Source organism: Kitasatospora sp. NPDC004669 (genome assembly GCF_040609455.1).
Classification (GTDB): domain Bacteria; phylum Actinomycetota; class Actinomycetes; order Streptomycetales; family Streptomycetaceae; genus Kitasatospora.
The window spans coordinates 92,881-104,309 of the sequence record NZ_JBEXKB010000016.1; the positions used below are offsets into that span (position 1 = coordinate 92,881).

Annotated in this window: 12 protein-coding genes; 6 read left to right on the forward strand and 6 right to left on the reverse strand. The window is 73.3% G+C overall.

Features of this window, described 5'->3' with window-relative positions; genetic code table 11:
- Positions 1-7 precede the first annotated feature (7 nt).
- From ABZW30_RS16330 to ABZW30_RS16345, 4 genes are all read right to left on the reverse strand, one after another.
- Positions 8-2,032 carry a flotillin family protein gene (locus ABZW30_RS16330; RefSeq protein WP_355671760.1) on the reverse strand — a complete coding sequence of 675 codons (2,025 nt, stop codon included), beginning with the start codon at positions 2,030-2,032 and terminating at the stop codon, positions 8-10.
- Positions 2,033-2,123: 91 nt separating this feature from the next.
- Positions 2,124-2,912, reverse strand: coding sequence for a hypothetical protein (locus ABZW30_RS16335; protein ID WP_355671761.1), 789 nt, complete (start codon positions 2,910-2,912; stop codon positions 2,124-2,126).
- Positions 2,913-3,105: 193 nt separating this feature from the next.
- The gene (locus ABZW30_RS16340; protein WP_355671762.1) at positions 3,106-4,221 is read right to left on the reverse strand and encodes a helix-turn-helix domain-containing protein; all 1,116 of its coding nucleotides are present in this window, start codon (positions 4,219-4,221) and stop codon (positions 3,106-3,108) included.
- Between the two features lie 90 nt (positions 4,222-4,311).
- Positions 4,312-5,136, reverse strand: coding sequence for a GntR family transcriptional regulator (locus ABZW30_RS16345; RefSeq protein ID WP_355671763.1), 825 nt, complete (start codon positions 5,134-5,136; stop codon positions 4,312-4,314).
- A 181-nt stretch (positions 5,137-5,317) separates the two neighbouring features.
- Here ABZW30_RS16345 and ABZW30_RS16350 point away from each other — a divergent pair, with 181 nt between their 5' ends.
- The 4 genes from ABZW30_RS16350 to ABZW30_RS16365 all read left to right on the forward strand — a co-directional run bounded on the left by ABZW30_RS16350 (position 5,318) and on the right by ABZW30_RS16365 (position 7,647).
- A complete protein-coding gene (locus tag ABZW30_RS16350) occupies positions 5,318-6,079 on the forward strand; it encodes a tyrosine-protein phosphatase (protein ID WP_355671764.1) in 762 nt (253 codons plus the stop codon).
- A 42-nt stretch (positions 6,080-6,121) separates the two neighbouring features.
- A complete protein-coding gene (locus ABZW30_RS16355; protein WP_355671765.1) occupies positions 6,122-6,607 on the forward strand; it encodes a hypothetical protein in 486 nt (161 codons plus the stop codon).
- A gap of 37 nt (positions 6,608-6,644) precedes the next feature.
- Positions 6,645-7,205 carry a hypothetical protein gene (locus ABZW30_RS16360; RefSeq protein ID WP_355671766.1) on the forward strand — a complete coding sequence of 187 codons (561 nt, stop codon included), beginning with the start codon at positions 6,645-6,647 and terminating at the stop codon, positions 7,203-7,205.
- A gap of 67 nt (positions 7,206-7,272) precedes the next feature.
- The gene (locus tag ABZW30_RS16365; RefSeq protein WP_355671767.1) at positions 7,273-7,647 is read left to right on the forward strand and encodes a DUF4291 family protein; all 375 of its coding nucleotides are present in this window, start codon (positions 7,273-7,275) and stop codon (positions 7,645-7,647) included.
- Positions 7,648-7,651: 4 nt separating this feature from the next.
- On the opposite strand, the gene ABZW30_RS16370 is transcribed toward ABZW30_RS16365, so the two are convergent.
- Positions 7,652-8,512 carry an ABC transporter permease gene (locus ABZW30_RS16370; protein WP_355671768.1) on the reverse strand — a complete coding sequence of 287 codons (861 nt, stop codon included), beginning with the start codon at positions 8,510-8,512 and terminating at the stop codon, positions 7,652-7,654.
- The gene (locus ABZW30_RS16375; RefSeq protein WP_355671769.1) at positions 8,509-9,420 is read right to left on the reverse strand and encodes an ATP-binding cassette domain-containing protein; all 912 of its coding nucleotides are present in this window, start codon (positions 9,418-9,420) and stop codon (positions 8,509-8,511) included. Before ABZW30_RS16375 ends, ABZW30_RS16370 begins: the two co-directional genes overlap by 4 nt.
- A 134-nt stretch (positions 9,421-9,554) precedes the next feature.
- Between ABZW30_RS16375 and ABZW30_RS16380 the strand changes: the two genes are divergently transcribed.
- Together ABZW30_RS16380 and ABZW30_RS16385 are read left to right on the forward strand one after the other, a co-directional pair.
- Positions 9,555-10,742 carry a histidine kinase gene (locus tag ABZW30_RS16380; RefSeq protein ID WP_355671770.1) on the forward strand — a complete coding sequence of 396 codons (1,188 nt, stop codon included), beginning with the start codon at positions 9,555-9,557 and terminating at the stop codon, positions 10,740-10,742.
- Positions 10,739-11,395 carry a response regulator transcription factor gene (locus ABZW30_RS16385; protein ID WP_355671771.1) on the forward strand — a complete coding sequence of 219 codons (657 nt, stop codon included), beginning with the start codon at positions 10,739-10,741 and terminating at the stop codon, positions 11,393-11,395. Before ABZW30_RS16380 ends, ABZW30_RS16385 begins: the two co-directional genes overlap by 4 nt.
- Positions 11,396-11,429 lie beyond the last annotated feature (34 nt).

The window sequence follows — 11,429 nt, forward strand, 5'->3', positions numbered from 1 at the left end:
CGGCAGGTCACTTGGAGCCGTTGACGGAGGCGCCGGCCAGCGCCCCGATCGGCGTCTCCGCGATGCCCAACTTCCGTGCGGAGTCGAGCAGCTGGCGCAGCGGCCCGGCCTGCTCGCCGCCTCCGGTGCCGATCATCCGCATCAGCAGCGCGGAGACCGTCAGGTTCTGCACGTCCGCGGTGGACACCGAGGACAGCACCCGGGTGAGGTCCTCGGTGAAGCTGGCCCGTCCGTCCAGCCAGGGCCCGGCCAGGGCCTGGGCGGTCTCCGAGTGGCCGACGAAGGCGTCCACGCTCTTGCCGGCCGTCACCGACTGCACCAGCCTGTCGAAGAACACCGAGTCCCCGCCGACGATGTCGATCTTCGCCTTCTCCAGCCCGGCGGCGACCAGCGCGGCCTGCGCCTCGGCGATCTGCCGCTGCGCGTCCAGCCCGGCCAGTCGGACGTCCTTCTCTGCGGCCAGGCGCAGCCGGTACTCCTCGTGCTCGCGCGAGGCCTCGTCCAGCTTGGCCATCGCCGCGGCCTTCTCGGTCAGGCCCTCGGCCTCGGCCTTCAGCTTGGCGCCGACCTCCAGGGCGGCGGCCTTCGCCTTCTCGGCCTGGACGGCGGCCTCGGCGCGGCCGACCTTCTCCACCGCCGCGGCCTCCTGCTCGCGCACCTGCACCCGGGCCAGCCCCTCGGCGGCGGCCTCCGCCCGGATGCCCTCGGCCAGCCGGACCTTGGCGGTCGCGTCCAGCTCGGCGGCCTGCTGCCGGGCCTCGGCCAGCACCAGCGCCTCGCGGGCCTTGTGCGAGGCGGCCTGCTCGGCGGCCTCGGCGGCCTTGATGTCCTTGACGAGCTTCTCCTGTGCCTCCGCCTCGGCCTGGATGACCACCGCCTTGCGCACGCGCTCGGCCTCCTCGGTGGCGCGCAGCGTCTTGACGGCCTCCTCCTGCTCGGCGACGGTGCGCTCGACCGCGACCCGCTCGCGGACCACGTCGGCGACCTCCCGCCGGCGGGACTCGACCTCCTTCTCCTTGGCCATGACGGCGAGTTCGGTCTCCCGCTCGCGGCCGACGACCTCCAGCAGGCGGTCCCGCTCGATCCGCTCGTTCTCCACCGCGATCACCCGCTCGCGGTTCTTCTGCGCCACCGCGACCTCGCGGGCCTGGTTCTCCCGCTGCACCCCGAGCAGCTCCTCGGTGCGCAGGAAGGCGGTCTGGGCGTTGAGCCGCTCCTCCTCCTGCACCCGGGCGATCACCGCGTCCTCCTTGGCCCGCAGGGTCTCGATCTCGCGGCGCTGGCGGATCTCGGCGTCGGCCTGGCGGCGTTCGAGCTCCAGGACGGTCTCCCGGGCGTCGACGTTCTGCCGGGTGATCTCCTTCTCCTCGGTGCGCTGGTACTCGTTGGTGCGCACGTGCTCGATCGCGGTCAGCTCGGTGATCTTGCGGATGCCCTGGGCGTCCAGGATGTTGTCGCCGTCCAGCTGGCTCATCGGGGTCTGTTCCAGGTGGTCGATGGCCGCGTCCTCAAGGGTGTAGCCGTTGAGGTCGGTGCCGATGACCGCGATGATCTGGTCCCGGAACTCGTGCCGGTGGGTGTACAGGTCGGTGAAGTCCAGCTGCTTGCCGACGGTCTTGAGCGCCTCGGCGAACTTGGCCGCGAAGAAGTCCTGGATCGCCTGCGGGTCGCTGGCCCGCGCGGTGCCGATCGACTGCGCCACCTTGATGACGTCCTCGACGGTCTTGTTCACCCGGACGAAGAAGGAGATCCGGATGTCCGCCCGGATGTTGTCCCGGCAGATCAGCCCGTCCCGGCCGGCCCGGTGGATCTCCACCGTCTTCGCGGTGATGTCCATCAGCTCGGCCTTGTGCAGGACCGGCAGCACGATCGTGCCGGTGAAGGTGACGTCCACCTTCTTCGTCCGGGAGACGATCAGTGCCTTGCCCTGCTCGACCTTCTGGAACAGGCGGCCGACGAACAGCAGCAGGGCGAACAGGATGAGCAGCACGACGGCGACGAGTACGCCGAAACCCACGGCGATGGTGTCCATCACGGTGTCCTTTGACGAGACGATGGTGCGAAGTAGGCGGAAAGGTGGATGACATGGCGCTGCGTCAGAAGTGCCGGGAGCGTCGTGGACGTCAGGGGCCCGGCGGCGACGGGTCGAACGGCGCCACCAGGAAGTGCTCGCCGGCCGCGTCGTAGTCGAAGATCAGGGCCGTGCGGCCGACCGTCAGGCTCGGCTCGGCGTCGAGCACGCGGACCTGGACGGTCGCGGTGGAGCCGTCCTCGGCGGTGACCTCGGCCTGCCCGAAGTCGGCGGTCACCCGACCGGTGCGGATCACGCAGACCCGGCCGACGAAGTCCCCCCGGGTGGTGGGCCGGTCCTCGGGGAACAGCCGCCGCAGCGGCCGGACGAGCACCCGGGTGCCCGCCCAGGAGGCGACCAGCGCGACGGCGAACACGCCGCCGCGCGCCGGTGCCCCCGTGGTGAGGACGGTGCCGGCCAGGCTGACGAACCAGGCGAGCGCGACCAGCAGCGACACCGCCACCGTCACGGGCACCCCGCCGAGCCCCAGCGCGTCCAGCACGCCCCCGTGGTGGCCGGCGCCCTTCTCCCCACGGGCGCCGTCACCACCGTGGGTGCCGTGGGCGCCATGGGCGCCGTGTGCGATTCCCCCGCCGGGCGCCCCGTGGGCCACGCTCCCCCCGACACCGTGCCCCCCGACACCGTGTCCGACGTGACCCACCTGGCCCACATGCCCGGCGTGCCCGGCGCTCAGGTCGTGCCCGGTGCCGTGCCCCCCGTGCAGCACACCGGGCACCAGGCCGCCGAGCAGCATCAGCAACCAGTACCCGACGACCACCACGAGCGCGAAGCTGAACAGCGCCGTCGGAAAGGCCAGCGCGGCCGCGAAGAATCCCCCCATCCCGGCCACGCTCCCCCGTCTTCCCCACGACGCCGCGCTTCGGCGCCGGGGAGATCATGGCAGCGGGAGCGGCGTCCGCACATTGCCAGGATCCGGCAATCTTTACGGCCTTTTGACACCCTGGTACGCACGCTCCCCGTGACATTGCGACAACCGGGCAACAGGACGGCCCCGAGCAGGTCAGCGGGGGTTCCTAGAGCGGCTGCTCCGGCCAGTTCAGCAGCCGCGCACCCATCGCCGCCGTCTCCAGGGTGAAGCGCTGCAGCGCGTCCGAGGGGTCGTACCCCGTGAGCGCCTTGATCCGCTCCAGTCGATAGCTCAGGGTGCGCACGCTCAGCCCCAGCCGGCGCGCCGCCTCCGCGTTCACGTACGCCGCCTCCGCCTGCACCGCGATGGTGTCCAGCAGCGGTCGGGCGCCGCCGCGCGCCTCGCTCAGCGGGCCGAGCACGCTGCGCACCAGGTCGGCCATCGCCGCCCGGTCGCGCATCAGCACCGGGAAGACCAGCAGCTCCTCGGCCTTCAGCTCCTCGGCCGGCAGCGCCAGTCGCTGGGCGTAGTCCAGCGCGTCCAACGCCTCCTCGTAGCTGCGCAGCACCCCGCTCGCGCCCGAGTGCCGGCGGCCGGTCGCCACCCGCAGCACCGGGCGGTAGCCGGGGCCGGGGCGCAGCGTCAGGTCCGCGAAGGCCCCCAGCACGGCCCGCTCGGAGTCCGGGGCGATGCAGACCAGCCGGCCGTCCTTGCTGGCCAGGAGCACGTCCCGTTCGCCGAACCGGCCGGCCAGCTCCCGCTCCACCCGGTGCACCAGCGGATGCACGTCCGCGAACTGCTCGTCGCCCACCGCCACCGCCACCGTGTACGCGCCCGCCAGCCGCAGCCCGAACCGCTCCGCGCGCTCCGCCAGCAGGCCCAGGTCGCTGCGACCGAACAGCAGGTCGTCGATGAACTCCCGCCTGGCCGCCTCCTCCTGACGGACCGCCAGGCGCTGCGCCCGCTCGTGCCCCTCGCCGAGCGCGGCCAGCGCGGCGTCGGTGGCGGCCAGTACGGCGTCGCCCATCCGGCGCAGCTCGCCGACACTGCTCGCGGCGGTCGTGCCGGGCAGCGTCTGCCAGGCCCGCCGGGCCGTCGCCAGGCACTGCGAGACCACCTCGCGCAGCCCGTAACCGGCCTCGGCGCAGTGTTCACCGAGCCGGCGCAGGCCCTCCAGCTCGTCCCGGCGCAGCAGGCGCCCGGTGCGGGAGACGTCGGCGAGCAGGTCGAGGTAGGCCTCGGCCAGTTCGGTGGGTATGTCGCACTCGTTCGCCTCGGTCACCGTGTCCTGCCAACCCCCGTGCGGCCTGATTTTTCGGCGGTGAACTTTATCAGGACCCTTACGGGCGGGGGGCTGGCGCCGTCGTCGGTGTCAGCGCTCACGGAAGTGCAGCACGAAGCGCGCGCTGCTGCCGTCGATCCGGCGCCGGACGTACAGCGCGGGGGTGCCGTCCGGGGTGCAGCTCACCCCCTCGCGCACCAGCAGCGGGGTACCCGCCGGGACGCCCAGCAGCTCGGCGTCCGCCAGGTCCGCGCCGATCGCGCCGAAGGCCCGCCAGTCGTACTCCAGTTCCACCCCGGCCGCCCGCGCCAGGTCCAGCACCAGGTTCCCGGCGTGACCCGGCCGGACCAGTTCGGCGGGCAGCGGCCCGAACGGCACCCAGTAGCTGCACGCCGCCCGGGCCCGCCCGCCGAGACGGATCACCGAGTCCACCCGGGACAGCTCCCGGGGCGTACGGCCCAGCTGGCGGGCCGCCTCCTCGTCCTCCGCCGAGCCGGTCACGGCGGGTGCGGCCACCACGAACTCGCCGTCGCCCCGGTCGCCGTCGCCCCGGTCGCCGGCGCCCTGGCCGCCGTCCGGCAGGGCCTCGTGCACGCTGCCGAGGTCGAAGCGCTGGCTGCGCGGGTCCACCGCGATCGACACCCGCACCGCGGGCGGGCGGACGAAGGTGCCCACGCCCCGGCGGATCTCCACCACGGCCGCCCGCTCCAGCTCCGCCACCGCCTGCCGTACGGTCAGCCGGTTGACGCCGAACTCGGCGCTCAGCTCCGGCTCGCTCGGCAGCCGGGCGCCCGCCGGGTAGCCGCCGGCGTCGATCCGCTCCTGGAGCTGCCGGGCCAGCCGGCGGTACAGCGGGATGTTCGGGGGAGTGCCCGGGGGAGTGCTCGGGGGAGTGCTCGGGGGGTTCGTCGCCACGAACCCGATCCTACGAAGCCGACGGTCCCGCCCCGGCTCGCCGCGGCCAGTCGGCGGAGGTGGGATGGAGAGGTGCCCCGCGGGTCGCGGCTTGCCCGGCACCCCGGTGACAGGTTAGACATCTAGACGTCTAGATGTCTCCTCTGCTCACCGTGCGGTTCCACCCGAAAGGCCCCTCGCCATGTCCCTGGTCAACTTCCGCGACTCCGCCGTCCTCAGCGACCCCGAGGGCCTGCGGATCCGCCCCGGTGTGCTCTACCGCTCCGCCCAGCCCTACCCGGCCGCCGACGAGTCCGTCGTCGCCCAGCTGCGCGCCTGCGACATCCGCACCATCGTCGACCTGCGCGACCCCCGCGAGACCCACCCCGCCGACTGGGCCGCCGCCGAGGAGGCCGGGATAGCCGTCGTCGCCGCCCCGGTGAACCCCGCCACCGACGCCCTCACCGCCCGCATGGCGACCATGACCACCGCCGCCGACCTCGGCGAGTTCTATCTGCTGCTCGCCGAGTCCGCCCCCGAGGCCGTCACCGCCGCCGTCGAGGCCGCCGCCCGCCCCGGCGCCGTCCTGCTCCACTGCGCCGCCGGCAAGGACCGCACCGGCCTGCTGACCGCCCTGCTGCTCGACCTCCTCGGCGTCCCCGCCGACCTCATCGTCGCCGACTACGCCCGCACCGCCGACGCCCTCCCGCAGATCTTCGCCAACCTCGCCGAACGCCACCGCACCGCCCTCAACGAGCAGGGCGCCACCCGCGTCACCGACTCCGAGGGCCGCCACCTCTCCATCCCGGCCCCGCTGTTGGAGGCCCCGGCCGAGGCCATGTCGGTCTTCCTCGCCCGCGTCCACACCCACCACGGCGGCGCCGCCGCCTTCCTCCCCGCCTGCGGCGTCGACGCCGCCACCCTCGGCGCCTTCCGCGCCAAGGCGGCCGTCCCGGCCGTCTGAGGGCCGGGCTCGTTGTCGGTGGCGGCGCCTACCGTGACGGCCATGGGTTTTGTCGCCATGTGGATCCTGATGCCGCTGCCCGCCGCCGAGGCCGAACGGTTCCTGCCGCAGCTGTTCCCGCCGCCGCAGTCGGACCCGCCGGACTTCTGCCCGCTCGACGACCGGATCGAGACCCTCTACGAGCTGTGGGAGATCTGCCAGCACGCGGGCCCGTGGGTGAGCGTCTCCGCCCTCAGCCGCTATCCGATCCACGGGCTCGCGGACGCGCTCGGCCCGGAGCGGTTCGCCCGACTGCCGCCCGGCCTCGAAGCGTTCCAGCTGGACCCGGCAGCGGTGCGGGCGAGCTTGCCTGCCGTCGAGGCCGTGTTCACGATGGACGAGGCGACCCGCGCCGAGGCCGGGGAGCGCCTGTGGATCGCGCTGGACGGAAGCAGGGAACCCGACCTGCTGGACGGCGTCCTCCCGGTCTGGCGCGCCGCCGTCGAGGCCGGGCACGGGCTGATCGGGGCCCAGGTGGTCCCGACCTGAGCGGGGTTGTCGGCGCCCCCGCCTAGCCTGACGGGCCATGAGCTACTACGGCATGTGGTTCCTGATCCCCGCGCCCGCCGCCGCCGTCGAGCGGCACGGTCCCCGGCTGCGGGCGCTCCTCGCCGAGCGCGCCGCGGACCCGGACAACCGCGAGCTGCTGCGCCGCTGGCGGCGGGACGGGCTGCGGCCGGAGGAGCTGGAGTGGCTGGCGTCCGGCCCGCTCGGGCAGGACCCCGACGGGCTGTACGACGCCTGGAACGACTGCGGGAAGGAGATCGGCCCGTACGTCTGCGTCTCCGCCCGCAACCGCTACCCGGTGCTCGGCCTGGCCCACGCCCTCGGCCCCGAGCGGCTGGCGGGGCTTCCCGGCTGGTTCGGGGACATGGTCCTCACCCCGGAGGAGGCGGAGGCCGCCCTGCCCGCCGTCGAGGCGGTGTTCGACCTGGACAACGCCGCCCGGGCGGCGGCGGAGGAGCGGGCACTGGAGGTCCTTCGGGGGACGGACGACGTCTCCGGCCTCTTCGACGCCGTCGTCCCGGTCTGGCGCGCCACCGTCGAGGCCGGGCACGGCATGATCGGCGCCCAGCTCATCCCGTGAGCCCTCGACAATCCCGTTGCGCCGCCCCCGTCCGTCCTGGCACCGCGCCCGGTCAGGAGGTGTCCCGATGACCGCATTGCGCGAGATCCGCGCCGACCACGACGACCGCACGATCGTGCCCTACCAGGCCTACCCGCCGGTGCTGACCACCGCCCACCCGGACGAGCTGGCCCGCGCGGAGGTCCATGTGCAGTGGGACCCGGAGCGGTCGCTGCGCGGGGCGGCGCTGAACCACTACAGCATTCAAGTGGGCATCGGCCGGTCGCTGATCCGCACCTTCGCCGAGGAGTGGGTCACCGACCTCACCGACCTCACCCCGCAGGTGCAGCGGATCGCCGCGCTGGTCCGCGGCGGGCAGTCGGCGAAGGCGCAACGGCTGCTGCCGCCCGAACGCCCGTACCGGCTGCCCGCCGGGACCGCGCGGCGCCTCGACCTCGGGTAGGGCCTCAAACGTCCCGGCGCCGCACCACGACCGCCGTCACGGCCACCGCGACCAGCGCCCACACCCCCATCGTGATCCAGGAGTCCAGCACGCTCGGCGCGTACTTGCCCATCGTGGCCGAGGAGTTGGGGTTGATGGTGAGCCGATTGACGGCCGCCAGCGGCAGGTGGGTGCCGATCTCCTTAAGCCAGCGGTAGCGGTCCCCGCCGAACATCAGCGGCATGATGAACATCAGCATCACCAGCGACACGATCGAGGCGGTGGCGTGCCGCAGCAGCGCGCCCAGCGCCATTCCGATCAGCGCGCAGGTCGGCACGATCGCCGCGTAGGCGAGGACGGCCCGCAGGCAGCCCTCGTCGGTGATGGAGAGCCCGACGTGCCGGGAGGCCAGCATCGCGTTGATACCGAAGAAGGACGCCGTCGACACCACGACCCCGGCGAGCCCGGTGATCCCGCCGATCAGCAGCACCTTGGCCGCGATCACGCCCCGCCGGTCCGGCACCGCGGCGAAGGTGGTGCGGATCAGGCCGGTGGTGTACTCGCCGAACACGGTGATCGCGCCGAGACTGCCGGCCGCGACCGCCATCAGGTCACTGGCGATGCTGCTGAGGCCGTGGAACAGCGGGTCGTACTTGTACGGCTTCATGCCGGGCATCCGCGGCGGCGGGTGGTCGATGTACGTCAGGTCGCTGTGGACGGCGTTGATGTTGATCACGATCGCCACCAGCGCGGCGAGCGCCAGCACCCAGTACGTCGACCGCAGCGAGCGCAGTTTGATCCACTCGGCGGCGAGCAGGTCGGTGAACCGGGGTGCCGGTTCGGTGGCGCGGGCGGCCTCCGCGCGGATCAGGGTCATGGTGCTCATCGGGTCTCTCCTGCCAGGTACTCGACGCTGTCGGCGGTCAGGGACATGAACGCCGACTCCAGGGACGACGTCCGGGTGGCGAGCTCGTGCAGCACCACGCCGCGGCGCAGCGCGAGTTCACCGATCCGCTCGGCGGGCATTCCGATGACGATCCCGAACTGAGGTTCCACCACGCTGACTTCGGCGCCCTCGGCGCGCAAGGCGGCGGCCAGCTGCGAGAGTTCCGGCGCCCGTACGGCCACGCTCGACTCCGCGTTGCGGGCCGAGAACTCGGCCAGGCTCTCGTCCGCGATCAGGCGTCCGCGTCCGATCACCACGAGGTGGTCGGCGGTGTGCTCCATCTCGGCCATCATGTGGCTGGAGACGAACACCGTCCGCCCCTCGTCCGCGAGCCGCCGGAACAGCCCGCGCACCCAGAGCACGCCCTCCGGGTCCAGCCCGTTCAGCGGCTCGTCGAAGAGCAGGACCGGCGGGTCGCCGAGCAGGGCGCCGGCGATGCCGAGCCGCTGCTTCATGCCCAGCGAGTAGCCGCCGATCCGCCGCCCGGCGGCCTTGCCGAGGCCGACCTCCGCCAGTACCTCGTCCACCCGCCCGAGCGGGATCCGGTTGCTGCGGGCCAGCGCCGACAGGTGCGCCCTGGCGCTGCGCCCGCCGTGCACGTCCCCGGCGTCCAGCAGGGCGCCGACGTGCCGCAGGCCGCGCGGCCGGTCGGCGAAGGGCACGCCGTCCACGGTGACGGTGCCCTCGGTGGGGGTGTTGAGGCCCAGGATCATCCGCAGGGTGGTCGACTTGCCGGCGCCGTTGGGGCCGAGGAAGCCGGTGACGGCGCCCGGCCGGACGGTGAAGGTCAACTGGTCGACGGCCGTGGTGGCGCCGTACCGCTTGGTCAGTCGCTCGATCTCGATCACGGGGACAACGGTGTCGGTCGGGGCCGTGGTCGGGCATCGGGCGGCGGGACACAACCGGGAGCGGCCGCCCCCGCCCCCGGGATTACTCCCGCGGGCCAATGCGCCGCCGCACCGCCCGCCGCTACCATCGCGTCATGATCACCGAACCCCGCCCGCCCCTGCTCAGGCGCCTGCCCGCGGGCGTGTGGGTGGCGGCGTTCTGGACGACCATCGTGGTGTTCCGGTTCTTCACCCGGGACAACGAGTTGAGCCACCTCTTCGACTACAACGGCAACACCGAGGACATGCCGCTGGTGGTCACCGCCGTGGTCACCACCCTGGTCGCCTTCCTGCTGGTCTGGCTGCCGCTGGCGGCGATCGCGGCGGCGCTGGTGGGCGGCGTCTACGCGCTCGGGATGTGGACCGTCACGGCGGCGCCGGTGCAGTTCCTGATCGCCGAGGTGGTGGTCGGCTACTGCGTGGTCACCCGCTCCCGCCTGGTCTCGGCGATCGCGGTGTCGATGCCGCTGACCGTGCTCGCCACTCTGTTCGCCTGGGGCACCGTCAACGGCTACGCCGTGAACCCGTACGCCTACCTCGGCCTCGCCGCCACCGTCCTGATCGCCTGGCTGATCGGCAACACCGTCCGCCAGAGCCGCGCGCACGCCGACTCCCTGCGCGGCCGCGCCGCCGAGCAGGCCGTCACCGCCGAACGGCTGCGCATCGCCCGCGAGTTGCACGACATGGTCGCCCACAACATCGGCATCATCGCGATCCAGGCGGGCATGGGCAGCCGGGTCATGGACACCCAGCCGGCCGAGACCCGCAACGCGCTGAACGCCATCGAGGCCACCAGTCGGGAGACCCTGGCCGGGCTGCGCCGGATGCTGGGCGCGCTGCGGCAGGGCGAGGGGGAGTCGGCGCCGCTCGAAGTAGCGCCCGGGCTGGGTGAGTTGGACCGGCTGGTGGAGAAGACCGCGGGCGCCGGGGTGCGGGTCGCGCTCACCCGGCGCGGCGACGCCCGTACCCTGCCGCCCGAGGTGGACCTCGCCGCCTACCGGATCGTCCAGGAGGCCGTCACCAACGTGGTGAAGCACTCCGGCACCCGCGACTGCCACGTCACCGTCGCGTACGAGGACCGGGAACTCGGCGTCACCGTACTGGACTTGGGTGCCGGTGCCGCGACCGGCACCCCCGGCACCGGCTACGGCCTGGTCGGCATGCGCGAGCGGGTCGCCCTGCTGCACGGCGAGTTCAACGCCGGCCCGCGTGCCGAGGGCGGCTTCCGCGTCGCCGCCCGACTGCCGATCCCCGAAACAGCCGCCCTGGAGGTGGGACCGTGATCCGTGTCGTCCTGGTCGACGACCAGCCGCTCATCCGCACCGGCCTGCGGGTGCTCATCGCCGACGCCCCCGACCTGGAGGTGGTCGGCGAGGCGGGCAACGGCGCCGAGGCCGTCGAACTGGTCGCCCGGCTGCGCCCGGACGTCGCCGTGATGGACATCCGGATGCCCGGCATGGACGGCATCGAGGCCACCCGCCGGATCCTCGCCGACCCGGAGCTGCCCACCCACGTGCTCGTCCTCACCACCTTCGACGACGACGACTACGTGTACGGCGCGCTGCGCGCCGGCGCGAGCGGCTTCCTGGTCAAGGACTTGGCACTGGAGACCATCCTGGACGGCGTACGGGTGGTCGCCGCCGGGGACGCCCTGCTCGCGCCCGGCATCACCCGGCGCCTGATCGGCGAGTTCGCCGCCCGCCCGGAGGCCGCCGCCCGGCCCCGGAAGTCCGCCGAGGGCATCACCGAGCGCGAGCGCGAGGTGCTGACCCTGGTCGGCCGCGGCCTGTCCAACACGGAGATCGCCGAGGAGCTCACCATCAGCGTGGCCACCGCCAAGGCGCACGTCGCCCGGCTGTTCACCAAGCTGGACGCCCGGGATCGGGTCCATCTGGTCATCCACGCCTACGAGTTCGGCCTCGTCGCGCCCTCCTAGGACACGCCCCGGGGCCGCGCTCCGGGAACGCGAC